Source organism: Wolbachia endosymbiont of Rhagoletis cingulata (assembly GCF_048537655.1).
Taxonomy (GTDB): domain Bacteria; phylum Pseudomonadota; class Alphaproteobacteria; order Rickettsiales; family Anaplasmataceae; genus Wolbachia; species Wolbachia pipientis.
On the sequence record NZ_CP175927.1, the window covers coordinates 1,530,338 to 1,556,768 of the forward strand.

Genomic DNA, 26,431 nt, shown 5'->3' on the forward strand with positions numbered 1-26,431 from the left:
GTCTTAATCAATTGTTCCATACTTTTCTTCCATTTTTACTGCTATGGATAATCCAACTGAAAATGTTGCAATTCCAACCACTATAGCAGTAAGCATTAAAACATGGGGTATAGGATTGCTATATGAATAAAAATTTGAAACCAATATAGGAGGCAAGGAACTTTTTATATATCCTAGAGATATGTAAAATAACAAAACAGATGCTTGGAAGACGCTTACCCCTATCATTTTCTTGATTAAATTTTTATCGTTTATAATAATATATAAACCTAGCACCATTAATATAATAATAATCGTATAATTATATAAAGTCATTGTTTTTTCCTACGAGCAAAATTTATATATATAATTAACATAGAGGAGCAGACAGTAAATGCTACACCTAATTCCACCAAAAAAATACCTAATTTTTGACCGGTTCTATTATTGGTTAACAAGATATCATAAGATAAAAAATTTTGGCCAAGTAAAGTTGTTGCAACGCCCGTTCCTCCATAAATTAAAATACCTAACACGTTAGTCAATCTAATCACAGAATAAGGTATTGCTTTTAGAGTTGTAGATACACCAAATAGCATTGAATATAATATTATCCCGGAGGCAATAATTATTCCTGCTTGAAAACCTCCACCCGGAGTGTAATCACCGTGAAATTGTATGTATAAACCAAATAAAATGATAAAAGGTATCATCAAAAATGTTACTGCATTTAATATCGGATCTTTAATCATTTTCTTTTTCTTCTTTTAATATCAACGTTATACAAAGCGCAGCAGTAAAAACTACTATAGTTTCTCCAAACGTGTCATAACCACGAAAGCTTGCCAAAATAGCTGTCACTATATTAGGAATACCGGTAGCTTTTTCGGTATTTTCCACATAATAAGGAGCAACATGCAAGTGGATCGGAGCATTGTGGCTGCCAAAATCTGGCAATTGAATCATAAAATATGACAAACATACAGCCAGAAATAACATAAAAAAAAGCGTTATAGGGTTATGAGATAGATTTACTTTATGATTCTTTATCAAGGAGAGTGCTGCAAACGTAAAAACTGTACTGAGCCCCGCACCAACAGAAGCTTCAGTAATTGCAACATCAGGTGCATTCATAATTAAGTATATAAGCGCAATCAGTGAACTAAATACACACATTAGAACAGCACTTACGACTAAATGTCGCGAGAAAACTATAAAAACCGTAACTGTTAGTAACAACAAAAGTAACACTACATTTAATATTTCTAACACCTTAGCCTTCTTTAACAGTTTTTTTCTTAACTTTATAATGAGTGCGCGCTAAAATATAGCTATTAGTTGAGTTAGCTACCCATATTATAAAAATTAATAATACTATTTTAACAGTATTGATTGAAAATCCATTCTGCAAAGCAAAACCAATTAACAATAACGTTGCACCGCTAGAATCTGTAATACCTGCTGCATGTAACCTAGTATAGAAATCAGGAAATCTGATCACCCCTATATTTGAAATAATTATCAAACAAATACCTAAAAATATGAAAATGGATCCTATCATAAATTATCAAAACAACATTAATCTCATTAGTGCTATAGTTGATATAAAGCTAACGCTAGCATACAACAATGCTATATCAATTAAAAAAAAATTATTCAGAATGATTGATATTGCTGTTATAAGTACAACTACTTGCGTTGAGAAATTATTGAACGCTAAAACCTTATTGTACACATCATTTGACTTAGACACTATGCAACACAACATTACACTCATACAGAACAACAGTGTATAGATAGCAATGCAAATCATTTAAAGACTATGTGACTTCAGTAGATTTCTAAACGGATACTTCTTCATCGCCATCTTGATCATTTATTTCATCATCTATTTCACCATCCACTTCATAATCTTGGCTTTCTTGACTTGCATCAAGATCTGTGTTATCAGAAAAATTTAATAAATTCGCTAGCTTACTTGTATTACTGCTGTAAACATTATTCATATTTCCTTTCATGTATTCCTTGCATCTACCTACCAAAAGGCTAAACAGCTCATGAGTATCCACCTGTTTTCCTGCTATTTCATGTAAGGAAACTATGGTATTTTTATGACCTTTAAACTTAGCTGCTTGAATTGGATTACTTGCCCCTGTATTTAAATCATGTGTTCTTTGACTTGCCAACAGAACCAATTTGAAACGGTTACTTACCCGTTCTATACACTTTTCTACAATAGACTCAGCCATAAGATACTACCTTAATAAGTTTTATACTATATCACAAAAAACAAGTTGTCAACTTTGTATCTATTGCGATTCAACTTCATGTTTTACTTTTTCTGCCTCAGATTTTATTTCTTGGCTTTCTGTCATCGTGATTGTTATCTCATGATCAAGTTTTTTTAGAAATCCTAACAATCGCTCTAAAGAAAAACCATCTATTTTACCATTTTTAATTTGCGATACCTTTGGCTGATCAATACCAAGTTTCTCAGCTGCAAAAGCCTGAGTCCAAGCATTTTTTTCTATAATTTTATTTATTATATAAAGCAACTTTGTTTTTATTCCTGCACTGTCTAAGTTATTTAACGATATTATTTCCATAATTCTTACACTCACATATCAATTAACTTTATTAAATATTATAACATAATATTTAATATACCAAGATATTAATATCATGTAACTTGTCAATAATCATATGATATCAATATTTAAAACTTTAAGTTGATTATATATTAATATTTTTATCAAATTTCTAGTAATTTTAAATTACCATTTTACCATCAGTCTATCTGAAAAAACCATTTATAGAAAGAACAAGCTAAGATTACAAAGCTTGAAATACAAAAATAATTATTTTATAAATTTATCTTACATAAGAAGTTTATATCTCTATATCTTAATATAAATATTTATTTAAATTTTTAAAATTTCTATTTTAACGAGAATTCTATATATTATATTTATAATATAATTTAAATATTTGTTGCTTTTTAGCTGGAACATTATTTAGTTAGTAAGTAAAATTGTGTTGAATATGACAAAAATAAAAAAAGATGTTGCTGTTATTATGGGAAGTGAGTCAGATTACACCACTATGGTCCATACTGTTGATATGTTAAAAGCATTAGAAGTTTCACATGATATATTCATAATATCTGCACATAGAACACCAGAAAGGCTCTTCAATTTTGCTAAATCTGCACAAGAAGAAGGTTTTAAGGTTATTATAGCTGGTGCAGGAGGTGCAGCTCATTTACCTGGTATGGTTGCGTCACTAACTTGTTTACCAGTTATCGGCGTTCCTGTGCATAGTAAACAATTAAATGGGCTGGACAGCCTACTCTCTATAGTTCAAATGCCAAAGGGTGTTCCAGTTGCAACCATGTCTATAGGGGAAAATGGAGCACATAATGCTGCCATTACCGCCGTATCTATATTGTCAATTTCTAACAGTGAAATTGCAGGTAGGTTAAAAAAGTGGAGAGAGAAGCAGACCAAAGAAGTAAAAGAAAAACCAGTTTCATAATAAATCTATGGCAATAATTCTTTTAGACACAAAAACCATAAACCGTATAGCAGCGGGGGAGGTGATAGAAAGGCCAGCAAGTGTAGTAAAGGAATTAGTGGAAAATGCAATAGATGCTGGAAGTTTAGAAATAGAGATTAAAATAGAAAGTGGTGGGCGTAACCTTATTATTGTGACAGATGATGGTAACGGAGTAGAAAAAAACGATTTAGAACTTGCGTTTATGCGCCATGCTACTTCAAAATTGAGCGACAATGAGTTGATAGAAATCAAGCATCTTGGCTTTAGAGGAGAAGCTCTGCCTTCAATAGCAGCAGTAAGTAGGATAAAATTATCGTCTAAGGCAAGAGAAGCAAATGAAGCATGGTCTATAAGTTATGAGGGTGGAGAGAAAATAGGGGAGCAAACTCCTTACTCTTTATCACAAGGCACACATATTGAAGTACGAGATTTATTTTTTGCCACTCCAAATAGACTAAAATTTCTAAAAACTGAAAGAGCAGAAACTCAAAGCATTGTTGATATTGTAAACAACCTAGCAATGATTAACTATCATATAGGGTTTACTCTCACTTCAGGTAATAAAAAGCTCTTAAAATACGCTAAGCAGACTTCGTTATTTCATAGATTGTGTGAAGTAGAAGAAGAATTTCAGGGCAATTCTTTGGAGATCAATGAAGAAGAAGACGGCATTAAACTTACGGGACACATCTGTAAGCCGACCGTCAATCGTGGTAAGTCCACTCAGATCTATACGTTTGTTAATGGAAGGCCAATTAAAGATAATTTACTTATTGGCGCAGTTAGGTATGCATATCATGATTTTATTCCAAGCGATAGGTATCCTTTTGCAGCGTTACATTTAGAGATACCTTATGATCAAGTAGATGTAAATGTGCATCCAAATAAGTCAGAAGTAAGGTTTCAGAATAAGAAGCTCATATATGAGATAATGACAAGAGGATTAATTAAAGCATTGTCAAGAAGGATAGGCACTTTTCCAGCGCATGAACAGAAAATGGATTCAACATTGCCGGATCCTTTTGATAAACCTAATGTTCAAAAAGAATTTTATGAAAAAAGACCAAGTCCTTTTAAAAATCAACTAATAAAAGAATTTGCTTCTCCAAATGAAAAAGCAAAAGGCTTATCAGAACAGTCAAAATCGTTTGATTATACCGGCATACAGAAATTTCCATCACAAGCGGAGACTATGGTTCTAGAAAAAAAGGTGTTAGAGCAAGTTGATTTGATAGAGAGCCACCCGCTCGGGTTTGCACGCTGTCAGGTCTATAATACTTACATTATTGCCGAGGTAAGAGACAAATTGATTATAGTCGACCAGCATGCAGCCCACGAAAGGCTAGTATATGAATGCTTAAAACAAAAATCAAGTGTAAAAAGACAAAAACTACTTCTTCCTGAAACGGTTGAAATCAAAAATCAAGCCGGAATGGAGATGATTGAAATCTATAAAGATAAGTTATTTGAAATGGGTTTTGATATTGAGATCAAACCAGAAAATAAAGTGATAGTAAAAGAAATCCCTGCAATTTTGGGAGCAATAGATGTGAAAGAGATGCTAATTAATATAGTCGATAGATTAACGGAAATAGAAGATACATTGCCAGTAGAAGATAAAGTGAACAAAATATTGGCCACTATCGCTTGTTATGGATCAATTAGAGCGGGTAGAAAAATGAGATTAGAAGAAATGAATGTGCTGCTTAGACAAATGGAAAAAACCCCATATTCCGGGCAATGCAACCACGGAAGACCAACTTATATAGAAATGAAACTCAGTGATATTGAAAAACTTTTTGAGCGTAGGTAATGAGGTTGCCATAAATATGTAAGTGCTCCTTTCTCGTCATCCAAGTAGCTCATAGAAACGAAAAAACTTCCTTGACAAACTCCTCCAGCGCCCTTATTATAGTATTAAGGGTATTTATGACTCAAAACTTGTTTTTGACCTGCAGGCTCAATGACAAAATTCAGTAAAAAACTCAGGGTATTTTTTGGCGGATTACATAAAATTATAGCGGCTGCATGTCTTTTAAATTTTTTCTACATTCAGCCAAACCGCGCTTAAACTAAGCGTCAGCACATTATTACAGCGCCACTTACAGTAATATAGAGTCAAAACTCGCTACTCGGGGCTTCTTTTGCCTTTTTTTCGTTTGGTAAATTTCTTAAATATTTATGGCTAAAGTAACTTAAGTTCACCGACAATCGTCATCCCGCTACGTGTTAGCGGGATCTATGCTTTGAGATACCGCGAATGAATCGCGGTATGACGGTTCGCGGCGGCGTGACGATAAGCTCGTCATCCCGCTGCTTGTTAGCGGGATCTATGTTAAGGTATAGTAGGGGATCTATGTTAAGAGATACCGCGAATGAATCGCGGTATGACGGTGTAGATGATGGTTAAGTAATTCGTCATCCCGCTGCTTGTTAGCGGCTAAGAGATACCGCGGCATGACGTAGGATTGTTGTCATCCCGCTGCTTGTTAGCGGGATCTATGTGAGATACCGTGAATAAATCACGGTATGACGGTTCGCGGCGGTATGACGTAGAAGCTATACTTTTATACTCACCAACTCAGTATCCAATCTGGATCCCAGTGTCGGCTACTCGGATGACACCATAATAAAGTGAAACTAGATTCCACCTTCACGCGCTGGAATGACACCCTGACAATCGTCATCCCGCTACGTGTTAGCGGCTAAGAGATACCGCGGCATGACGTAGGATTGCTGTCATCCCGCTGCTTGTTAGCGGGATCTATGTGAGATACCGTGAATAAATCACGGTATGACGTAGAAGCTATACTTTTATACTCACCAACTCAGTATCCAATCTGGATCCCAGTGTCGGCTACTCGGATGACATTATAGGGGCGCTGGCCTGACAATCGTCATCCCGCTACGTGTTAGCGGCTAAGAGATACCGCGGCATGACGTAGGATTGTTGTCATCCCGCTGCTTGTTAGCGGGATCTCTTGTTAGCGGCTGAGATACCGCGAATGAATCGCGGTATGACGGTTCGTGGCGGCGTGACGATAAGGTTTATACCTTGTCATCCCAGTGCGTGACACTGGGATCTAGCCTTTATTATGCAGCCACTTGGTTGAAATTAAGTCTTCTGGATCCCAGTGTCAGCTACTCGGATGACACCATTCTTTTTTCTGGATCCAAGTAGTCTGGGCACTGGGATGACACCATAGGGGCGCTGCCATTATAGAGTGAACCAGTGTCACGCACTGGGATGACACCCTGACAATCGTCATCCCGCTACGTGTTAGCGGGATCTATGTTAAGAGATACCGCGGCGGTATGACGTATAGAAACTAAAAAAGTTCTTTTTTAAAAAACTTAAGTTATACTTATAAGTATTTGATACTTTTTATAGTGATTATGTCGAGTTTAAGCTGCCTTTATGGTGATAATGCAGAATTTGTGGAAGAAATGTATAGCCGTTATTTGCAGGGTGATAAATCAATCGGGGAGGATTGGTATAGAATTTTTTCAAGCAATTTAGAAGTTAATAAAGCGGAGACCTGCGGTGCACAACATGTAACTAAGGTGGATGATTCAGTTTCTAGTTTAGCAAATTTTTTCAGATCTTACGGTCATTTTTTTGCGGATCTTAATCCGTTATTACCCAATGTGAATAAGGAAGTAGATTATCAGAAATATTCGAATCTATATCCGGCAAGTGACGCTGGAATCTATAGAGATATTTACTGCAAGAACATCGGTTTTGAATTTATGCATATCTCCTCTTATGAGGAGAGGATGTGGCTGCAGGAAAAGATCGAAAATCAAACCTATACGCTGAGTTCACAAGATAAAAAGGAAATACTGAGGCACTTGATCGAATCTGAGATGTTCGAGCAATTTCTCCATATGAAATTTCCTGGATATAAACGCTTTTCTATTGAAGGTGGAGAATCAGCTATCGTTGCAATTGAAAAAATCATTAGTGATTCTACGGTTTTTGGTATTGAAGAAATAGTCCTTGGCATGGCTCACCGCGGACGACTCAATGTTCTAACCAAAGTGATGGGGAAAGAATATGCGGCAATGCTGTCTGAATTTCAAGGCAATCTTGCATACCCAAGTGGTCTTGAGGTGTCCGGTGATGTTAAATATCACCTTGGTTACTCTTCTGATCGAGCACTTTCAGGTGGCAAAAAAATACATTTAAGTTTATGCCCTAATCCATCTCACCTTGAAGCGGTAAATCCGGTTTTGGCTGGAAGAATAAGAGCAAAACAGAATATAAGATCTGTGCTTGGCATATCAATTCATGGTGATGCGGCTTTCATCGGTCAAGGAGTGGTTGCTGAAACTTTAACCTTAAGCAATATTGAAGGCTATAAAGTGGATGGCATTGTGCACATTGTCATTAATAACCAAGTTGGTTTTACTGCTAACCCATGTTGCGCACGATCCTCTTTTTATTGCACTGATATAGCAAAATCAATAGAAGCTCCAGTGTTTCACGTCAATGGAGATAACCCGGAAGCTGTGAGTTTTGCTACAAGTCTGGCGATGGAATATAGGCAGAAATTTAAAAAGGACGTAGTAATTGACATAATGTGCTACCGCAAATATGGCCATAATGAAGGTGATGAACCGAATTTCACTCAGCCACTTATGTATAAGGCGATATCAAAGCATAAAACTCCTGGAACATTGTATGAAGAAAAATTGACTGCAGAGAAAGTATTAGATGGCGATGAAGTAAATAAATTGCGCAGTGAATTCAGGGCAGAATTAGATAAAAGTCTTGCTGAATCAGCGGCTTACACTCCAAAAAAAGCTGACTGGTTCGGTGGAGTGTGGTCAAAATTAAGAAGAGCAAAGCTGAACGATTTGAGCGAATACTACACGGATTCTGGTGTTCCGCCAGATGAGCTGAAAAAATTAGGTGTGCGTATAAATAGCAATATCCCAAGTAACTTTAACATTAACAATAAGGTTAGAAAAATACTCGATGGCAGAATAGACAGCATAAATTTTGGTAGTAATATAGACTGGGCAACTGCCGAAAGTCTTGCGTTTGCATCACTGCTCACAGAAAGAATAGGAGTGCGTTTATCAGGACAAGACTCTGGTCGTGGAACTTTCTCGCACCGTCATTCAAGGCTTGTTGATCAGGTAACAGAAGAAGCATTTATTCCGCTAAACAATATAAATGAAAAGCAAGCTCACTTTGAGGTCATAGATAGCGCACTATCTGAGTATGCTGTAATGGGCTTTGAATATGGATATAGTCTTGATTCTCCGTATTCACTGGTGCTCTGGGAAGGACAATTTGGTGATTTTGCAAACGGTGCGCAAATTATGATCGACCAGTTTATCGCATCTGCAGAAACAAAGTGGTTGCGATCAAGCGGTCTAGTTTTATTGCTGCCTCATGGTTATGAAGGACAGGGACCTGAGCATAGCTCCGCACGTATAGAGAGATTTTTGCAACTCTGCGCAGAGGATAATATGCAGGTAGTTAATTGTTCCACTCCGGCGAATTACTTCCATGTCTTACGCAGACAAATGCATAGAGACTTTCGTAAGCCTCTGGTAGTGTTTACACCTAAATCGCTACTGCGCCACAAAAGAGCAGTATCTAACCTATCTGATTTTGAAGGAAAATTCCTCACAGTAATTCCAGAATGTAGAACAGGTTTAGTTTCGAATGATAAAATACGTAAAGTTGTAATATGCAGTGGTAAAGTTTATTACGACATATGTGAAGCACAAAAAATAAACGATATAGCAGTAATACGTTTGGAGCAATTCTATCCTTTTCCTGCAGATAAACTAAGTAATGAACTTGAAAAGTACAAAAACGCTGAAATTATATGGTGTCAAGAAGAACCAAAAAATATGGGAGGATGGTTTTTTGTCAACCCATTGATAGAAGAAGTGTTATCTAATCTCGATATCCAAGCAAAAAGACCTAAGTGTATCGCAAGACCTGCTGCTGCATCTCCTGCATGTGGTTATGTTAGTGTTCACACTCAGCAGCAGGAGGAGATTTTAAAGCAGGTTATGCAGGGGATCTAGCACAATTGTGCAAATATTGAAGCGAAAGCTGGCAAGCGAACATTGTTCATCAGATCTTGACGCTGGGCACTGCAGCCAGGCGCAATAGAAAACGCATTACACCAATAAAGCCCTTTTGGTACTCAAGCAAATATAAAAGATTTTTATTCTATTAAAAAAAAATTAATTTTTATTAAAATTTTCATTTATTTTTATTTAAAAAGTAAACATTATTAATATTTACTTTAATTAATATAGGATATATATGAATACAAAAATATTTGAGATGTTAATAAGGAGAACTGGTCTACGCAGAGATAGCAAAGCTGAGATCATACAGTTAAATAGAAATGAAAAAGCTTTTGTAGATGAGGATAAAGAATCTATCGAATTAGCTGAGGCCATTTTTGAAGAGAATAATATGTTTCGTTTCCGCAAATCAGGTCCTGCTATGGATTACATTTTGCACAAATTAATAAATGATAGGAAGCTTTTCGAGGAAATGAAAGATAGAGGTACAAGTATAATACGTCTTTTTTCTTTGTTATCAATGTATCATGGTCGTCTCAATTGCTGTGTTATAAGAAAAGGAGGGTGTATTACTGAGTGTGGCATACTTGATTACGCTGGCACCTATCCAGAACTAGTGCCTTTAGAGGACTTTATACTTATTGAGCCTTCCTCGTACCTCGAGTACATTGTGTTTGACAATGAGAATATCAGAAATAGGTTAGCTGAAGACTTAACTGAAGATAAAACAAAATTAGATATCTTTTTGAATGGAATTTTAGCAACAAAGAATTCGGATTTAGTATTATCTTGTATTAACAAGATAGAGGTTCTTAATGAGGAAGATAGATATTTTGTTAATCTCTTACAGAAAAACGGCATGCTAGACTACATCTTAAACAAAGATGATACAACACTTGCAAAATCAACTCTAAAGGAGTTGTTGAAGCTTTCTATTTTGCAGGAAGAAAAAAGCACTGAGTTAGAATCTCCCCAAGCTTCAAGTGTAAATGTTAGCAAAGCTCAGCAACATTGTAGTATATAGCTGGTGATAAAGTTTAAAATAATTGCATATACTGAGGCTCATTTAGGTATAGAGCCTCAGTGGTGCTTAATTTTTCAATTTATGGTAGACTAGTAGCCCTACTATGATGTGGATCTATGCTCGCTTATAACTAAAATTTCACTTCCACCAAGGGGATATTATTCCAGCTATTGCTTCCATAGTCATCAATAGAAGCGTTTAAGTAATCTGTATCAAAGCGCACGGGCACATCAAATTCGAAGCTCGCAGTGATTATTGCATCTTTTACTGGCGGTTTCATGAATGTTATTTCTCCCGTTGAATAATTTACTGAATATTCACTCTCTTCTTTACCATTTAAATAAATCTTTACTGTCCCATGCACTGGCTTTTTGATCATACGTATATGCTTATCTTCCCCACTTACATAAGTTTTGATTAGCTGAAAAGTCGTTTTTTTGTTATCTCCTATACCAATCTCTTGGTTGATGGCTATAAAATCCGACCAATCCTTAAAACGAAACCCTATTGCTTTACCTTTTCGTGCATGAAAAAATGTTATTAGTTCTAGTAGCTGCTCGTTTGATCTGACCCCGTGAGCTATGTTGTATCTAGTGCGTGCATGAGACCAATTGATGTTGCGCTGTTCACAACCATTGTGAGTTGTTACAACGTCAGTGGAAAATTCCGGTCCTCCAGTGGAACCATAAGATATATTTTCTGGAAATCTAATTTCTGTGAATGACATATGTCCTCCTGTGAAAGTAAAATAGTTTGGTTGAAGAAAATGTTGTAATTTGAAAGCGTTTCACATAGTAAATGACGCTATGGAAAGTGGATGAGACTACTGAGTTAAACTGCTGTCACACCCACAATTACTATACTCAGGTTCATTTGAGTTGTCAAGCAAAAAAATAAAATTTTATGGCAAACTGTAACTAGCCTTGCTTGTGACTTAATTCATCTACTTTTTTGCGTAATACATTCAAATCAGTTGCTCCTACAAACAGGCTATCTCCAATTATTAAAAAAGGTGTACCACCTACTCCCAAATCTCTTACTAGAAGCCTACTGTTGTTTATCATTTGCTCAATTTTGTCCGCGTTATCTTTTATGGAATCATTAAAATCGTCCTCATCAATCCCTATGTTTTTCACTATATCCAATATGCTTTCGTCTGAAAATTCTCCTTTGTGACTTAAAGCAGCATGGTGAAAATCGAAATATTTTTCTTTATCGAGAAAATAGACAGCTAAAGCACTTTTTGCTGCCTTTAAAGAAGCGTTACCAAGTATTGGAGCATCCCTAAAGATATACTTAATTTTGCCGTCGTTAATTAACTGCTTTATATCATTCTTTATAGCTTTGCAATGTCCACAAGAATAGTCAAGGAAGCCTACAGCTATAACACTACTATTTTCATTTCCGGAGTAAGGATAAGTAAGGTCAAATATTTGATCCTTGTATTGTGAAATTTTACTTTTGGTTACATTATCTCGAGCAGCGTAACTACTTTTAATCGACTCCTCTTTGAGAGTTTTTACGATCTTATCAAAATTTCTGCTTATATAATTATCTAATTTCTCACCTATATAATCATCGTTTAGCATTTGGCTGCGATTTGAAAGCCAATTGTTTATTATCGGCAAGCTTGCTATTGCTATTATTAAAATTAATAAAAACGATATTCTAGACATACAATTTATTTAAAAACCTACAATATAAAACTTTTAGTACACATTTATCTATATATTAAAAGAAGCATCTAATGTTAATATATAAAAACATTTATATCAAGTGTATTTTATAACCAGTTTTGCCTCAAATGCAAACTTTACACAATAAAACTCAAGCACATTACCACAAAGTTCATCAGAAGACTTGGTAGCAGAGGCGCGCGGAGCGTAGATTTAAGTTGTTTCCGCTGTGTATAATTTTCCGCGGAATAGACATATGAACGAGCCAATAATTGGTAGAGAAAAAGAAATAGCTATTCTACAAGACAAACTTCTTTCTCAATCAGCCGAATTTATTGCTGTTTATGGTCGGCGTCGTGTAAATGTTGTATTATCTGCATTTTATCAGCATAATATAGAAGTAATGTAATGCAGATATTATGCCGATGCCAAATTATACGATTACTTCTAAAATTGCTAGTTGTCTTATAAGGATTGAAGCAGCAAAAGAAAAAGTGTTACATTTGCCGCTCACTGTATCAATGCTTTTGTCTCTTCGTGAAACTGCACGGCTTTATACCACACACTATTCTACTATGATTGAAGGAAATCGACTTGAACCTAAACAGATTGAAGAGGTTTTAAGTGGTAAAAGCCACTTTCCAAAATATAGGAGAGATGAAAATGAGGTTAAAGGATATTATGCAGCTTTAACTCAAGTTGAACAATGGGCAGCAAGGAGAATACCCATTACTGAGAAAGCTGTTCAAACACTACATGCTCTAGTAATAGCAAGTGGAAAATCTAAAATAAAATCAACACCTTATCGTGATGGTCAAAATGTTATCCGCGATAGTCTTACACGTGAAATAATTTATATGCCACCTGAAGCAAAGGATGTACCAAAGCTCATGAGCAGTATGATTGATTGGATTCGTAACAGTGAGCAAGTGCCTTGCCCAATTATTGCAGGTATTGCGCATTATCAATTTGTAACAATTCACCCTTACTATGACGGTAATGGTCGTACTGCAAGATTGTTGACTACATTAATTTTACACCTTGGTGGGTATGACCTAAAAGGACTTTATTCATTGGAAGAATATTATGCTAAGAATCTAGGAGCTTATTATGAGGCAATCAGTGTAGGTCCATCGCACAATTATTATATGGGACGAGCTGAAGCAGATATCACTAAGTGGGTGGAGTATTTCGTAGAAGGTATGGCAAATTCATTTGAGAACGTTTTACAACGTATAAATGAAGAAGAATACCACACTGATCAGACTGATCTTATACGTAAGCTTGATCCTAAACAACGCAAAGCTCTTGAGCTCTTCCAGGAGTTTTCCGCTATTACAGCTAGTCAGGTTGGCGAACTATTTAATTTTAAGCCTCGTACCAGTGCGCAACTTTGTAAAAAGTGGGTGGAAATGGGGTTTATCAAGATTGTAGATTTTTCCAATAGAGGAAGGAAATACAAACTTAGTAAGCAATATGAAGATTTGATCTCAAATTAACTGAAAGCTCGCTAGACAGTGCATAGGTCAAATTTCAATAAAGTGCTTGAAAACTAGATATAAACTTAAAATTTTAAAAACTGGAATATGTACAACAACTTACGCGACTTCATCAAAGCCTTAGAAGAAAAAAAAGATCTGATTAGGATTAAGGAGGAAGTTTCAACAGTTCTTGAAATGACAGAAATTCATCGCAGAGTTTTGTCAAGCAAAGGGCCAGCGATCATTTTTGAAAATGTTATCACAGAAAATGGCAAAAATTCGATTCCAGTTTTGGTGAATTTATTTGGTACTATTAAGAGGATTGCATTGGGGTTGAACATAAATCCTGATGAACTAAGAGATCTTGGTAAACTTTTAGCATTTTTGCAATCACCTGAGCCGCCAAAAAACTTTAAGGATGCTATAAAAATGTTTCCTTTGTTGAAAGTCGTGTTATCGATGCGAAGTAAAGTCGTGAGCAAGGCTCCATGTCAAGAGGTAGTGCTAACCGGAGATGAAGTGGACCTAAGTCTACTGCCCATTCAAACATGCTGGCCAAATGAACCTGCACCACTTATCACCTGGCCGATTGTGGTAACAAAAGGACCCACGAAAGAAAAGCAAGATAATTTTAATCTTGGAATATATCGTATGCAGGTTATAGATAAAAAAACAACACTAATGCGTTGGCTTGCACAAAGAGGTGGCGCAACTCACCATAAGCGTTGGAAGGAAGAAGGCAGAGATATGAAATTTCCTGCTGCTGCTGTGATCGGTAGTGATCCTGCAACGATTATTGCTGCGGTAACTCCAGTGCCAGAAACATTGTCAGAATACCAATTTGCTGGACTACTGCGAAAGAAGCCGCTTGAGCTTGTAAATTGTAAGACTATTCCACTTCAAGTGCCAGCTCACGCAGAAATCGTTCTGGAAGGCTATGTGAGTTTGGATAGCTATCAAGACGAAGGGCCATACGGAGACCACACTGGCTACTATAATTCTGTTGAGCAATTTCCTGAATTTAATATTACTGCAATTACTATGCGCAAAAATCCAATTTATCTCAGCACTTTCACTGGCAAGCCACCTGATGAACCATCGATTCTTGGTGAAGCACTCAACGAAATTTTTGTGCCCATTCTTATCAATCAATTTCCAGAGATAGTGGACTTTTATCTGCCACCGGAAGGTTGCTCATATAGAATAGCGGTAGTGTCGATAAAAAAATCCTATCCAGGGCAGGCAAAAAGAATTGTTATGGGCATACTTTCCTTTCTAAAGCAATTTTTATACACGAAGTTTATTATCGTTGTTGATGATGATATAAATGTACGTGATTGGAAGGAAGTGATGTGGGCAATGTCAACAAGGATGGACCCTGTGCGTGATACAATCATGATAGAAAATGCACCTATTGATTATTTAGACTTTGCTTCCCCTGAAAGTGGACTTGGAGGTAAGATGGGATTTGATGCGACAAATAAAATCCCGCCTGAAACCAAACGAGAGTGGGGAAAGAAAATTGAGATGAGTGAGGAAATAGTAAGGAAAGTCGCGGAGAAGTGGGAGGAATATATGGACTAGACTTCTTGCATAAAAGCAGAAAAAAGTTTGGCGTTTTTTATAATGCCGCATTAACTGATAATTGTGATTTAAGTTCGTCACAGTGCCCTTTTTTTGTCATCCTATAGCTATACCGCCGCGGTATCTCTTAGCCGCTAACAAGTAGTGGGATGACGAGCTTATCGTCATCCTGCCGCGAACCGTCATACCGCGATTCATTCGCGGTATCTCAGCCGCTAACAAGCAGCGGGATACTTAGGGATGACGGTTGTTGTTTAGCTGTAAATATTAAGAAATTTACCAAATGAAAAAAAAGGCAAAAGAAGCCCTGGGGTTATTATCCGCTTTAAAATATTGGCGTTTTTTATGTTTTAAACGCTTGACAAGCGAGATTCAGCCGCTTTTAATTGCAACTAACTTACGCTGCAAATGTTTAAGAAATTTACTAAGCAGAAAAAAAGACAAAGAATCCCCGAGTTAGCTAGTCTTTTACTATCTCTGTCGAGTATTGGCATTTTTTGATGTCTTGTAACGCTTTATAAGCGCGTTCAGCTTATTTAGATAAAAATCTAGATGTAGATGAAGTTTTGTAAAGACATACAGTATCTATATACTGCAAAAAATTGAACATAAGACGCCGATACATTAAGTAATCCTTACCTTTTAATCTGCAGATTGGCGAAAGCAAATACAATAGCTTCAGTTTCATGATAAGAGGGCTGGCGGAGTTTGTCAAGCAATTTTCGTTTCTGCGAGTACCTGAGTTTATTGACTTCATTAGAGCCAAAACTCTTGAGACCTAGGTGATAATTCTATCTAAAAGGATGCCAAAAAAGAGAAGCAACCCTACGTAGGAATTATTTTTAAATATGGACATGCATTGACTGGGATCGTCAGGATTGAAATTTTTGTATTGGCGGTGAAATATGAACCCTACGGCAAGTAGAGCAATATAAAAAATGTTATTTAATGATGATAAGATACCAGCATATAGCCACGTCATAAGAGATATTAAATAAAATCTTTTCAACCAAGATTTTGTTGTATCACCAAAATATAATGCGGTAGATTTCATCCCGAGTTTTTCATCATCTTTTTTATCTTGATGGGCGTATATGGTGTCATAGCTAAGTGTCCAAAAGACGCATCCTATATAAAACAGCAAGGATTCTATACTGATCTGGTTTGTTATTGCTGCTGAGCCCATGAGCGATCCCATATTGAAGGTAAACCCTAAGAACAATTGTGGCCACCAAACATACCGCTTTAATAAAGGGTAAGTAGCTATCATACACATTGAGATTATTCCAAGTATGAGTGTAGTTTTATTAGTTAATAATAAGATTACCAGGGCAATAGACAGTAACAGTGAAAGTAAAGCTAAAGCCTGCTTTATGTTTAATGCACCACTTGCAAGTGGCCTATATTTTGTTCGTTCAACGTGCGCATCTATTTTTCTATCGAAGATATCATTGATTATGCACCCTGCGGGTCTCATTAAAAATGCACCTATAGTAAACAAAACAAGGAGAAAAAGAACCTGATACGATAGAGAAGTTGAGGCTAAAAGAATACCGCTCAAACTGGGAAATAGCACAAGCCACAAACCTGTTAAACTGTGCAACCTCATTAATGAAAAGTAATGGTTGAAATACATTAATTAAGTGTGATTATGTAATATTTTGCTTACATTAACAAAATTATCGAACGCTAAATCAGGCTTGAAAACTAACTCAGGTATAAATCGCAAATCAACATAACACAATATAGATTTACGTATTGACCATGCAGACTGGTTCATTTCATTAACAACAGTGTTAATATCACAATTATTCTCAGAAGGATCTCCAGTGCGTCTTTTTTCTGGATCTAAGTAGTCAGCTACTTGAATATTCAATGAAGATAACACAATATATACATCTGCTTTTTTCAAATCTTTACTTAATTTTACGTCAGATACCGCTACATTTTTATTGAACACCTTACCTTCCATTAGAACTCTTGATATTGCTCTATGCAATACCGATGCTATCTTTAGGTTTCTAATTTCCTTTTTCATATCCAGCTACTATAACACCCTTTCTTCTTGCACTAATTGATAAGCTTCCAAAATATCTCCAACTTTAATATCGACATTACCCTCTAGTGATACTCCGCATTCAAAGTTTACACCTACTTCTTTAACATCATCTTTAAATCTACGTAGTGCTTTTAACTTTCCTTCATGCACCAATTTGCCACCACGCATTACCTTAATTAAAGAATCTTTTCTTATGACTCCATCACTTACGTAACATCCAATGATATTACCAGCTTTAGATACGTTAAATATTTGCCTCACAGATGCAAAGCCAACACGAACCTCTCGTGTAACAGGCTTTAACATTTTAGTTAAATACATTCTCATGTCGTCAATGAGCTCGTATATTATGTTATAAGTATGTATTTCTATACCTTTTTGTTTTGCCAAGTCCCTTATTTTTGAGTCCACTTTTACATTAAAAGCTAAAATTACTGCACTTGATGCTTCTGCAAGCAGCACATCTGAATCTGTTATCCCTCCTACTGCTTTGTGTAGGATATTTAATTTCACTTGGTCTTTACCGAGTTTATCAATTGAACTTGATATTGCTTCAATAGAACCAGTTACATCGCACTTTAAAACTACAGATAGTTCTTCTGTTTCGCTGTTATTACGACTGAATATATCTAAATTATTGTCGCCCAAATCTTCTTTCTTTTTCTTGATTAACTCTAGCCTGTATTCAACAATTTCACGCGCCTGCTTTTCAGAATTTACAACAACAAATTTATCTCCAGCATTTGGTACACCATTTAGACCAGTAATTTCAATTGGAGCGGAGGGTAGTGCTGCTTTTTCTCTTTGACCGAGGTGATTAACCATACTACGTACTTTGCTGTATGTTGTACCAACTACCAATATATCACCAACCTTTAACGTTCCTTCCTCAACTATCAATGTGGCTGATATTCCTTTCGCTTTATCTATTTTGGATTCTATTACCCATCCAAGTGCTCGACAATCTTCTATTGCTTCTAGCTTCATTAATTCAGCGATTAACAAAATCGCCTCTTCTAGTTTATCTAAATTAGTTTTCTTTTTTGCTGATACTGGCATAATCATAACATCACCACCAAGCCCTTCAGGGATGAGATCATATTGAGGCAAACTATTAATTATTTTTTCTACATCACCAGGCTCAGATTTATCAATTTTATTAATAGCAACTATAATGGAAACATTTGCTGCTTTTGCATGATTTATTGCTTCAACTGTTTGTTTCATGATTCCATCGTCAGCTGCAACTACTATTACAACTATATTAGTAATATTGGCACCACGTGCACGCATCGCAGTGAACGCTTCATGTCCTGGTGTATCAATAAAGGTAATTTTTTGCTTATCTTTTGTCGTTATTTGATAAGCACCTATGTGTTGAGTTATGCCACCTGACTCTCTTTCTGCAACATTAGATTCACGAAATGCATCGAGCAATGAGGTTTTACCATGATCGACGTGTCCCATAAAAGTGACGATTGGTGGTTTAGGTTTTTTAGGCAGGCTTTCTCTGCCTTCTATAAAAAATAAATCTTTTTCTCTGTTGGTATCGCTCACTCGTTTAGCCGTATGATTAAATTTTTCCACTATTTCACATGCTATATCTGGATCCACCAGATCATCTACTCTATAACTCTCACCGACTTCTTCTTTGAACATTTTTAGCACACTCTTGCTATCTTCTGCCATGCGAATAGATAACTCCCTGATAGTTATTTTGTCTGGTATAATAACTTCTCTTGATATATTTTTACCCTTAGTAAACTTTGACTTTCTACCTCTTATACCAAACCTTTGCTTAAATACAGGGGGTTGTTCAGTTTTTTCATCTATTGCCTGTGCAATTACCAGTTTAGAATGCTTAGAATATATATCTTTGTTGACTTTAAAAGACTTTTTATCGTTGTCCTCATGGTCAATACTATCTTCTTTTGGTTCAACTAAGTGGGTATTACTTAAAACTTGCTTATTTATTTCCTTAGATAAAGCGTCCGCTTCATTTTTCTCGTCAATCTCTTTATTGCTGTCTTCTTTTGCTGTTTTCTCTTTTTCTTCTCTCTGATTTCTTTCTTTCAGCAAAGCAGCATTCTGCACAGCATTAATGCGAAAAATTTGTTCTTTCTCTGTTAAAGAACATAATTTACTCTCGTCAAATAAATTATGTTCTTCTGCATCATGAGATTTTTTTCTTCTTTTTTTTACTACTGTAGCTCCAGTACTTGGGCTAGCTGAAGAGTTTAAATTGAGGTCTAATTTAAGCTTGCTTAAACCTTGGAGCGTTAATTTTTTATCACTGATATCTTCATTATTCATATTATTTTATTATATTAATCCAAGCTTTTTACGTGCTTCTATGATTATTGAATCTACTGTATCTTTTAGATCTTCTTTGCTATCGGATGAGGAAGAGAGTATGCTGCAAAACTCATAACTTGATAAATCTGCTATGTCCTCTAAAGTCTTAATATCATGCTTACTAAGAGCAATTTTATTGTCTATTGATAAAGTTAAATTGATTACATCATCCTCCATACCTAAACTTTTTAGCTCTTCTATTTTTCTATCATTTTCTGCTTTCAGGTACTTATTTGCTCTATTGTGAAGTTCGTTTGCAATATCTTCATTAAAGCCCTCTATTGAAGCAAGCTCTTTAATTGAAGCGCTAGATATGTCTTCTACACTTGAAAAACCTTCTGTTACCAATAGCTGACCCATAATCTCTTCTAAGTTTAAAGCTTCAGCAAATAAAGCTGAACATTGACTAAGTTCTTTACTTCGCCTTTCTGATTCTTGCTGAGTGCTTAATATCTCAATTTTCCATCCAACAAGCTCTGAAGCTAATCTTACATTCTGGCCCTTTTTTCCTATCGCTAAACTCAATTGATCTTCAGCAACTATTAACTCTATGCAATTTTCATTTTCATCAATAATAACCTTCGATACTTCTGCAGGAGCAATGGCTTTAATAACGAATTGACCCAAATCTGAGGAGTAATTTATAACGTCAATTTTTTCACCATTTAATTCGTGTATAATAGTTTTTATTCTATCTCCCTTAACTCCAACACAAGCACCTACTGGATCAATGTTCTTGTCGGGAGAGAAAACGGCAACCTTAGACCTTGAACCAGCATCTCTAGCTATACCTTTAATTGTCACTAATCCGTCAGCAATTTCTGGTATTTCTTGATTTAATAATGCCTCCAAAAAGCCTTCATGAGTCCTAGAAAGAATAATTTGACGTCCATCATCAGAGCGCTTAACAGTCTGTATGTAAGCTTTAACCTTATCACCTTCACGAAATGATTCACCACCAGTTAAATTTCGCAATGGAAGATATGCCCTAGTGCCATTTATGTCTATAATAAGATCTGAATATTCTACTTGTTTAACAATACCATACCTTATTTCTCCCACTTTATCTTTAAACTCCTCATATTGCTTTTTTGACTCTTCATCTTTAATTACTTGAGCAATCTTTTGCTGGGCAATTCTTGCTGAAGCAAGATCAGTGTTAAGAGAGAGCAATTCACTAACAGTATCTCCAACTTTTGCATCTCCTTTTATTAATTTAGCTTGTGTAAGCGTAATTGATTCACACTCAGTATTCTCTTTTTCATTTGATTCATCATCAATAACTTTTAGTTTTCTATATGAAGTAACTTTGCCTGTGTTTCTATCTATATCAACTACAATTTTACTTTTGCTACCATATTTTTGATGAGCCACTGCTTCTATAGCACTTTCTAGTGCCTTTATTACAACATCAAAATCTAAACCTTTTTGAAGTGAAAGCTCTCCTGCTGTTTTTATTACATCAAGGCTTCCAACTATGTTATTCTTGTTACTTTTCTGCTTAACACTGCTTTTACGATTAGCAATCATAATAAATAAATCCAATGTAATTAGTTATAATTATAGCTCCAACGGGCAAAGAACACTATCTTAAATGTTAAATGATTGCTAATTTAAGTCAAGTTTTTTCATGTTTTTGTATAACAAGCAACGCAGGAGTAAAGAATAAAGTTAAAACCGTTGCAGCCAATATTCCACTTGCTATGGTTGTTGAAATGTCAACCCACCACTGGCTTGATGGAGCATCATATGTGATTTGTAGCGTAAAAAAATTGATATTTAACCTGGTAATCATCGGTATTAAACCAAGAACTGTGGTTGCAACGGTAAGCAATATTGGCCTAACGCGAGAAATTGCAGCGTTTATTACACATCGCTTGATGTCATTTTTGTGTACCTTAATTTGATGATGAAAGGCATCAAGCAATAGTATGTTATTATTCACTATAATTCCTGCCAAAGCAATTATCCCCACTCCACACATAACAACTACGAAAACTTGTTGGATAAGAAAGAAAACAAAAAACACACATGTTGTGGATAAAAACACTGCTGTCATTACGATAAATGTATGGTATACATTATTAAACTGTGTCACTAATACCAATATCATTAGTGTAATCGCTAATATAAAAGCCTTTAACAAAAATGCTCCTGATTTTTGTTGATCTTCTTTGTCGCCTTTAAAATCAATTTTTACTCCCTTGTCCCAATCCTGGGCAATAGAATTCTGAATGAACTTTACTCTTTCATCAACAAGATAGCCAGTATCAACGTCAGCAGAGATTGTCACTGTGCGTAATCCATCAATCCTGTTTAGTTTGTTTACCTTTTTTTCGGGAGCATATTTTACTATGTTGCTCATAGGATACGGGCCATTAACTGTATTGATAAAAAGATTGTCTATAGTCTTCATATTGCGGTCCTTTCTGGGGAAACGGAGTACAATATCGATTTCTTCATCCGTGTTATTTGGTCTATATTTTCCAATCAATACTCCATTTGTAACCATCTTTATAAAATCGCCAATGGTTGCAACACTTACTTCAGAGCTTGTAGCCTTACTCTTATCAACACTCATATTCCACTCTATTTCAGGTGCTGATCTGCTATCTTGAATATTTATAAACCCGGATGAAGGTTGGTTCATAATTTCTAGAATTTTCTCTGCTGCTAAATTCAAACTGGATACACTCCCGCTGAGGTTAATTTGTATTGGCTTGTCAGCCGACGGTCCTGGCTTTTCCTCTTGAACATTAATTATTATTCCTTTCATGTCTTGCACACTGCTCCTTATATCATTTAGTATGTGCTTAGCTTTGCGCCTGAAGCGCCAATCCATAAGTTCTAGTTGTATTCTGGCGATAACGTTGTCTGAAAATGCTCCTGATCTAGCATAAGAAACATGAATTTCTTTTTCAATGCTCAAAATGCGTTCTTCCACTTCTTTGAGTATCAGATCTCGTTCTTTGGCTGATAAGCTTTCTTTTGCTTTAACACTGATTAAAATATTATCTGAATCCACTTTCGGAAAAAACTTTACTCCAGGACCAAAAGTAAAGTACAGCACACTAAATGAAAACAAAACGAATACAGTAGCACATACGAATTTTTTAGGATGATCCAAAACCTTCTCTAGCATGCGTACGTAAGCTCTTATTATAGGCCCAGCATTTTTTATTTCACCACTTTCTATAGCACTCATTTTTTTTATTTCTTTTTTTGAAGTTATCGAAGGCTTACCAAATATTGCACCAAGTGTTGGTATAAAAACCAAAGCCATAATGAGCGATCCAGTCAAAGTTAGGATTATTGTAATTGGTGTGTACTGCATGAATTTACCAACAGTATCAGGCCAGAATAATAGAGGAAAAAACACTGCTAATTTAGTTAACGTTGATGATAGAACCGGATAAAACATATCACGAACTGAAGTGTAAAAAGCTTCTACTTTGTCCATTCCGCAGATCATCTTTCTATCGGCATATTCGCTGATCACAATTGCATCATCAACCAGCATGCCAACAGCCATAATTAAACTGAAGAGCACAACGATATTTAAGGTTATACCCATAAAGTAAAGAGCTATTATCCCAATGAGAAAGGAACCGGGTATCGAGAGTGCCACAAGAATAGCAATCCTTGTTCCCATAGAAAGCATCATTATGATCAATATTAACAACACAGCAAATATTATGCCGTTTTCCAAGTCATCAAGCACATCGCGGACGTTTTTTGACTGGTCGTTTAAGTACACCACTTTTAAATTTTCAGGTAATTGATCTTTTGCCTTATCCATTAAGTATTTTACTTGATTTACTGTGTCTATTATGTTTTTTCCGTTACGTTTTGAAATTCCTAGCACGACACTAGGTAATCCATTAATGCGAGCAAATCCTTGGTGATCCTCAAACCTAGGGTATACTTTTGCTATATCTTTGATTCTCAAAACTGCATCGCCTTGAGATCTAATAGGAATATTCATAATATCTTCTATATCTTTTAATAACCCTGATATTTTAATCGAATATTTACCGGTATCATTTTCCAGTGACCCAGCTCCCACTAGTCTGTTATTGCTTGATATAGCTTGGAATATTTCGTTTGATTGAATGTTATATTTTGTTAGAACTGTGGGCTCAACTATCACTTCCACTGTTTCTTTACGCATACCTGCCACTTCAACTTTGAGAACATTTGGCAGAGATTCTATTTCTTTCTTTAGCTTGCGTGCTATTTCAGTTAAGGCTCTTTCTGGCAAATTACCAATTAAGCCGACATTGAGTATCGGAAATAAGCTCAAGTTTATTTCATTGATTATCGGAGATTCCGCTTCAACAGGTAACTTCGATTTTATGTTTGAAAGCTTTGAACGGACATTATCGAGCACTTCTTTATTATCATACTCTGTTCCAAATTCGAGTATCATGTGAGCACCATCATTAGTTGCAAAAGCTCTCAATTCTCTTACACCTTCGATGGATCTTAGTTCATTTTCTATAGGAAGCACTAATAGCTTTTCACTATCTTGAGCAGAAATCCCAGGAAGTCCAACAAACACGCTGATTATAGGAATCTGTATACCAGGATTGCTTTCCCTTGGCATTTTTACATAAACGTATGAACCGAAGATAAAAATTACTTTAAGTAATAATACCACCGCCCTGTTTCGCTCTATGAGTAAGCTCTGCATGTTGAATGTTAGCTGAATATGTGCGTTTGTACAATATTATAGTCGAGATACATTGCATATTAATTAATCCTTGTGTAGCTTTAAAACTTTACGCAAATAATTAAAATTTTTGCAAAATTGCAAGTATAAGAAAATTTCTGTATAATAATTCTAGAGCAGTATTTGAGAGGTTATTATGGTGGCAATTCTAAATATAACAAAAGGCAAAAATAAAGTTATTGTGTCTGGATTAGCTGGAGCTTTATCAGCTTTAATATTTTTAACAGCAATCCACATTGCCGCAAAGATAGCCATTATCGTTTCTGCTGCTGCAGTTACTTACTTATTACTTTCGCTGATTCATAAAATAAGAACTAAAAAAGAACAGCCTGCTGAAATTACTGGTGTTTCAGGAGATGAAGGTGAAGAAAAAGGTACCGTAAAAGAACCAAAAAGAACTGAAACTGAGCTAGCAGAAGAAATAATAAGGAAAAGAGCAGAAGAGCGCATGGAGAAAGGATCACTTGGTGGCCCTATAAATGCGTTTGGCGAACCAATTCTTGATGAATTTAAGAACACTGAAGGCAGTCATTCTGCTGATTATACAAAAACTATGGTAGTACCTGAGAAAATTATTCTTGACATGTCAGATGATAGAAATCCTGCACAAAATAACTCTAGCTCTATAAAGAATCAGATGAAATCTCTCCCTGAACACATGGATGTATCTGGTAATCCACTTCCTGAGCAGCCACCGAGCAACCTTACCAATATAGGGCTTGGATCATCTAAAAGTACGCAGAAACTATCTGCTGCAGACTTGCTATTACAGTATGGGAATGTAAATAATGATGTGAGGAAAGTGCTAGAATGGCCAATTACCTCAAAGGAGTTTAATGGGTTAGGGTTTAACAGGTAGTTGCTATATCAAACTCTCCATCTTATATTGAGGATCAGATGCAATGCCATACACTCTATTTGGCGGAGCAATTTTGTTCTCTATACCAAAAACTATACCTTCAATTATTGCTGTGAGTACTTTTTCAAGGTTACAATCTGTTCCAGGAACACGGTGCTCTAGGCGGCATCTTTTGGAATCGTTGCCAAAATAGGGAATTCTTATCGCAGCAGTTCTGTTATTTACTCCCCAACTAATCGTAGTTGGAGTGTGAATATCCGGATACTGAAATCTTAAATATGAATCATCATTTGGAGCAAAAAACAACATATGTTTTTTCATCATTGCACATAATCCACCAATACTATGAATCAGATAGTCACTGTACTTTTGCTCATTGATATAAAATAAGTTACCGTTATTTGAATTCACGAGATTAACATGCACATTTAATGCACTGCCTGCTCTATCCAAATAAGGCTTTGCTTTAAAAGAAACATTCCCACCTAGTTTTTGTGCTGTTTCAGTAAGTGATTGTTTTGCTAACTCAAAATGCTTAATTAAATTGTAGGAGTTCGTATAACAACCACTTTTTATCTCATACTGATGTGTAGAATTCTCCTTCTCGCAAGAAAATTCAAGAGATGCTATTTTATTTTTGATGCTATTCAGAAATAAGTATTCTTTTTCTATTCCTTCAATGTAAAACTCTAGTTCAATACCGAATACAGCATAACAACTCAAATTACTTAATATAATCATAAATTTGCTTCAGTAAATCTATATTAGGTTAGCTATATTTATATGAATACTTTACTTATTTGCCAGTAAATTTAACATCTTATTTATACATAATGTATTACTGTTTTTAATAGCATGCTTCTAATCCTCGATACAAGCGACATTTACAAATTTTTCATTTTTTTGAAATAAAAATGATCAATTTTAATGTTTTTATACCCTTTACAACCCATCAAAAAATCACCATAATTTTTAGTATGTATTAAGTAGTATTAGCTTTTCATTTTGCAGTAAGCTATTGATTATCTTATATTTTTCTAATTATTGCTTTTTTCTTGGTGTGGTAT

At 35.5% G+C, this 26,431-nt stretch carries 23 protein-coding genes; 8 read left to right on the forward strand and 15 right to left on the reverse strand.

Translation table 11 applies throughout. The annotated features are described in order from the left end of the window. Positions 1-3: 3 nt before the first annotated feature. The 7 genes from ACJZL3_RS07070 to ACJZL3_RS07100 are packed head-to-tail and all read right to left on the reverse strand — an operon-like array spanning position 4 to position 2,585. Positions 4-315 carry a cation:proton antiporter subunit C gene (locus ACJZL3_RS07070; RefSeq protein WP_419198772.1) on the reverse strand — a complete coding sequence of 104 codons (312 nt, stop codon included), beginning with the start codon at positions 313-315 and terminating at the stop codon, positions 4-6. Continuing rightward, positions 312-731, reverse strand: coding sequence for a Na(+)/H(+) antiporter subunit B (locus ACJZL3_RS07075; RefSeq protein ID WP_006279705.1), 420 nt, complete (start codon positions 729-731; stop codon positions 312-314). The genes ACJZL3_RS07070 and ACJZL3_RS07075 overlap by 4 nt, the downstream gene beginning before the upstream one ends. Continuing rightward, a complete protein-coding gene (locus tag ACJZL3_RS07080; RefSeq protein WP_015589497.1) occupies positions 724-1,251 on the reverse strand; it encodes a DUF4040 domain-containing protein in 528 nt (175 codons plus the stop codon). The genes ACJZL3_RS07075 and ACJZL3_RS07080 overlap by 8 nt, the downstream gene beginning before the upstream one ends. A gap of 1 nt (position 1,252) precedes the next feature. Continuing rightward, on the reverse strand, positions 1,253-1,540 hold the full coding sequence (gene mnhG, locus ACJZL3_RS07085; RefSeq protein WP_006279703.1) for a monovalent cation/H(+) antiporter subunit G: 288 nt from the start codon (positions 1,538-1,540) through the stop codon (positions 1,253-1,255). 6 nt (positions 1,541-1,546) lie between these two features. Beyond that, positions 1,547-1,792, reverse strand: a complete 246-nt coding sequence (locus ACJZL3_RS07090) for a monovalent cation/H+ antiporter complex subunit F (RefSeq protein ID WP_007548527.1) — start codon at positions 1,790-1,792, stop codon at positions 1,547-1,549. A 28-nt stretch (positions 1,793-1,820) separates the two neighbouring features. Further along, positions 1,821-2,228: a DNA-directed RNA polymerase subunit omega gene (gene rpoZ, locus ACJZL3_RS07095; RefSeq protein ID WP_007548528.1), complete on the reverse strand. Its 408-nt coding sequence runs from the start codon at positions 2,226-2,228 to the stop codon at positions 1,821-1,823. A 60-nt stretch (positions 2,229-2,288) separates the two neighbouring features. After that, complete coding sequence (locus ACJZL3_RS07100; protein ID WP_010081926.1) at positions 2,289-2,585, reverse strand: helix-turn-helix domain-containing protein; 297 nt, start codon at positions 2,583-2,585, stop codon at positions 2,289-2,291. A 436-nt stretch (positions 2,586-3,021) separates the two neighbouring features. Between ACJZL3_RS07100 and purE the strand changes: the two genes are divergently transcribed. The 4 genes from purE to ACJZL3_RS07120 all read left to right on the forward strand — a co-directional run bounded on the left by purE (position 3,022) and on the right by ACJZL3_RS07120 (position 10,618). Then, the gene (gene purE / locus ACJZL3_RS07105; RefSeq protein WP_179943748.1) at positions 3,022-3,513 is read left to right on the forward strand and encodes a 5-(carboxyamino)imidazole ribonucleotide mutase; all 492 of its coding nucleotides are present in this window, start codon (positions 3,022-3,024) and stop codon (positions 3,511-3,513) included. Between the two features lie 7 nt (positions 3,514-3,520). Beyond that, positions 3,521-5,347, forward strand: coding sequence for a DNA mismatch repair endonuclease MutL (gene mutL / locus ACJZL3_RS07110; protein ID WP_419198773.1), 1,827 nt, complete (start codon positions 3,521-3,523; stop codon positions 5,345-5,347). Between the two features lie 1,583 nt (positions 5,348-6,930). Continuing rightward, positions 6,931-9,585, forward strand: coding sequence for a 2-oxoglutarate dehydrogenase E1 component (locus ACJZL3_RS07115; RefSeq protein ID WP_419198774.1), 2,655 nt, complete (start codon positions 6,931-6,933; stop codon positions 9,583-9,585). Between the two features lie 244 nt (positions 9,586-9,829). Next, positions 9,830-10,618, forward strand: coding sequence for a hypothetical protein (locus tag ACJZL3_RS07120; protein WP_038198464.1), 789 nt, complete (start codon positions 9,830-9,832; stop codon positions 10,616-10,618). Positions 10,619-10,748: 130 nt separating this feature from the next. Here the strand turns inward: ACJZL3_RS07120 and ACJZL3_RS07125 are convergent, their stop codons facing one another. After that, a complete protein-coding gene (locus tag ACJZL3_RS07125; protein WP_419198775.1) occupies positions 10,749-11,345 on the reverse strand; it encodes a TIGR02217 family protein in 597 nt (198 codons plus the stop codon). Between the two features lie 190 nt (positions 11,346-11,535). Further along, on the reverse strand, positions 11,536-12,294 hold the full coding sequence (locus tag ACJZL3_RS07130) for a DsbA family protein (RefSeq protein ID WP_010963174.1): 759 nt from the start codon (positions 12,292-12,294) through the stop codon (positions 11,536-11,538). Positions 12,295-12,550: 256 nt separating this feature from the next. Between ACJZL3_RS07130 and ACJZL3_RS07135 the strand changes: the two genes are divergently transcribed. From ACJZL3_RS07135 to ACJZL3_RS07145, 3 genes are all read left to right on the forward strand, one after another. Beyond that, positions 12,551-12,703 (forward strand): hypothetical protein, encoded by a 153-nt coding sequence (locus tag ACJZL3_RS07135; protein ID WP_010081826.1) that lies wholly within the window; start codon positions 12,551-12,553, stop codon positions 12,701-12,703. 16 nt (positions 12,704-12,719) lie between these two features. Then, positions 12,720-13,793 (forward strand): Fic family protein, encoded by a 1,074-nt coding sequence (locus ACJZL3_RS07140; RefSeq protein ID WP_419198776.1) that lies wholly within the window; start codon positions 12,720-12,722, stop codon positions 13,791-13,793. An 87-nt stretch (positions 13,794-13,880) separates the two neighbouring features. Continuing rightward, the gene (locus ACJZL3_RS07145) at positions 13,881-15,359 is read left to right on the forward strand and encodes a UbiD family decarboxylase (protein ID WP_038198474.1); all 1,479 of its coding nucleotides are present in this window, start codon (positions 13,881-13,883) and stop codon (positions 15,357-15,359) included. A gap of 778 nt (positions 15,360-16,137) precedes the next feature. Here ACJZL3_RS07145 and ubiA read toward each other — a convergent pair. From ubiA to ACJZL3_RS07170, 5 genes are all read right to left on the reverse strand, one after another. Next, positions 16,138-16,995, reverse strand: a complete 858-nt coding sequence (ubiA, locus tag ACJZL3_RS07150; RefSeq protein WP_010963177.1) for a 4-hydroxybenzoate octaprenyltransferase — start codon at positions 16,993-16,995, stop codon at positions 16,138-16,140. A gap of 3 nt (positions 16,996-16,998) precedes the next feature. Beyond that, on the reverse strand, positions 16,999-17,397 hold the full coding sequence (locus ACJZL3_RS07155) for a ribosome-binding factor A (RefSeq protein WP_006279769.1): 399 nt from the start codon (positions 17,395-17,397) through the stop codon (positions 16,999-17,001). 9 nt (positions 17,398-17,406) lie between these two features. After that, entirely contained in the window at positions 17,407-19,731 is a 2,325-nt protein-coding gene (gene infB, locus ACJZL3_RS07160) for a translation initiation factor IF-2 (RefSeq protein WP_070357031.1), read from the reverse strand. Between the two features lie 9 nt (positions 19,732-19,740). After that, positions 19,741-21,303 carry a transcription termination factor NusA gene (gene nusA / locus ACJZL3_RS07165; protein ID WP_419198777.1) on the reverse strand — a complete coding sequence of 521 codons (1,563 nt, stop codon included), beginning with the start codon at positions 21,301-21,303 and terminating at the stop codon, positions 19,741-19,743. A gap of 88 nt (positions 21,304-21,391) precedes the next feature. Then, positions 21,392-24,466 (reverse strand): efflux RND transporter permease subunit, encoded by a 3,075-nt coding sequence (locus ACJZL3_RS07170; protein ID WP_419198778.1) that lies wholly within the window; start codon positions 24,464-24,466, stop codon positions 21,392-21,394. A 175-nt stretch (positions 24,467-24,641) separates the two neighbouring features. Between ACJZL3_RS07170 and ACJZL3_RS07175 the strand changes: the two genes are divergently transcribed. Further along, positions 24,642-25,364 carry a hypothetical protein gene (locus tag ACJZL3_RS07175; RefSeq protein ID WP_138264854.1) on the forward strand — a complete coding sequence of 241 codons (723 nt, stop codon included), beginning with the start codon at positions 24,642-24,644 and terminating at the stop codon, positions 25,362-25,364. 3 nt (positions 25,365-25,367) lie between these two features. On the opposite strand, the gene ACJZL3_RS07180 is transcribed toward ACJZL3_RS07175, so the two are convergent. Then, positions 25,368-26,105, reverse strand: coding sequence for a glutamine synthetase (locus tag ACJZL3_RS07180; RefSeq protein ID WP_010963182.1), 738 nt, complete (start codon positions 26,103-26,105; stop codon positions 25,368-25,370). Between the last annotated feature and the right edge of the window lie 326 nt (positions 26,106-26,431).

What these genes read in the sequence shown, in the direction of transcription:
- infB (WP_070357031.1), bottom strand. Translation starts at nt 19,731, where the DNA reads ATGAATAATGAAGATATCAGTGATAAAAAATTAACGCTCCAAGGTTTA.
- ACJZL3_RS07170 (WP_419198778.1), bottom strand. Translation starts at nt 24,466, where the DNA reads ATGCAGAGCTTACTCATAGAGCGAAACAGGGCGGTGGTATTATTACTT.
- rpoZ (WP_007548528.1), bottom strand. Translation starts at nt 2,228, where the DNA reads ATGGCTGAGTCTATTGTAGAAAAGTGTATAGAACGGGTAAGTAACCGT.
- ACJZL3_RS07075 (WP_006279705.1), bottom strand. Translation starts at nt 731, where the DNA reads ATGATTAAAGATCCGATATTAAATGCAGTAACATTTTTGATGATACCT.
- ACJZL3_RS07115 (WP_419198774.1), top strand. Translation starts at nt 6,931, where the DNA reads ATGTCGAGTTTAAGCTGCCTTTATGGTGATAATGCAGAATTTGTGGAA.
- ACJZL3_RS07135 (WP_010081826.1), top strand. Translation starts at nt 12,551, where the DNA reads ATGAACGAGCCAATAATTGGTAGAGAAAAAGAAATAGCTATTCTACAA.
- mutL (WP_419198773.1), top strand. Translation starts at nt 3,521, where the DNA reads ATGGCAATAATTCTTTTAGACACAAAAACCATAAACCGTATAGCAGCG.
- ACJZL3_RS07070 (WP_419198772.1), bottom strand. Translation starts at nt 315, where the DNA reads ATGACTTTATATAATTATACGATTATTATTATATTAATGGTGCTAGGT.
- purE (WP_179943748.1), top strand. Translation starts at nt 3,022, where the DNA reads ATGACAAAAATAAAAAAAGATGTTGCTGTTATTATGGGAAGTGAGTCA.
- ACJZL3_RS07145 (WP_038198474.1), top strand. Translation starts at nt 13,881, where the DNA reads ATGTACAACAACTTACGCGACTTCATCAAAGCCTTAGAAGAAAAAAAA.
- ACJZL3_RS07120 (WP_038198464.1), top strand. Translation starts at nt 9,830, where the DNA reads ATGAATACAAAAATATTTGAGATGTTAATAAGGAGAACTGGTCTACGC.
- ACJZL3_RS07180 (WP_010963182.1), bottom strand. Translation starts at nt 26,105, where the DNA reads ATGATTATATTAAGTAATTTGAGTTGTTATGCTGTATTCGGTATTGAA.
- ACJZL3_RS07090 (WP_007548527.1), bottom strand. Translation starts at nt 1,792, where the DNA reads ATGATTTGCATTGCTATCTATACACTGTTGTTCTGTATGAGTGTAATG.
- nusA (WP_419198777.1), bottom strand. Translation starts at nt 21,303, where the DNA reads ATGATTGCTAATCGTAAAAGCAGTGTTAAGCAGAAAAGTAACAAGAAT.
- ACJZL3_RS07125 (WP_419198775.1), bottom strand. Translation starts at nt 11,345, where the DNA reads ATGTCATTCACAGAAATTAGATTTCCAGAAAATATATCTTATGGTTCC.
- ACJZL3_RS07140 (WP_419198776.1), top strand. Translation starts at nt 12,720, where the DNA reads ATGCCAAATTATACGATTACTTCTAAAATTGCTAGTTGTCTTATAAGG.
- ACJZL3_RS07175 (WP_138264854.1), top strand. Translation starts at nt 24,642, where the DNA reads ATGGTGGCAATTCTAAATATAACAAAAGGCAAAAATAAAGTTATTGTG.
- ubiA (WP_010963177.1), bottom strand. Translation starts at nt 16,995, where the DNA reads ATGTATTTCAACCATTACTTTTCATTAATGAGGTTGCACAGTTTAACA.
- ACJZL3_RS07100 (WP_010081926.1), bottom strand. Translation starts at nt 2,585, where the DNA reads ATGGAAATAATATCGTTAAATAACTTAGACAGTGCAGGAATAAAAACA.
- ACJZL3_RS07130 (WP_010963174.1), bottom strand. Translation starts at nt 12,294, where the DNA reads ATGTCTAGAATATCGTTTTTATTAATTTTAATAATAGCAATAGCAAGC.
- ACJZL3_RS07155 (WP_006279769.1), bottom strand. Translation starts at nt 17,397, where the DNA reads ATGAAAAAGGAAATTAGAAACCTAAAGATAGCATCGGTATTGCATAGA.
- mnhG (WP_006279703.1), bottom strand. Translation starts at nt 1,540, where the DNA reads ATGATAGGATCCATTTTCATATTTTTAGGTATTTGTTTGATAATTATT.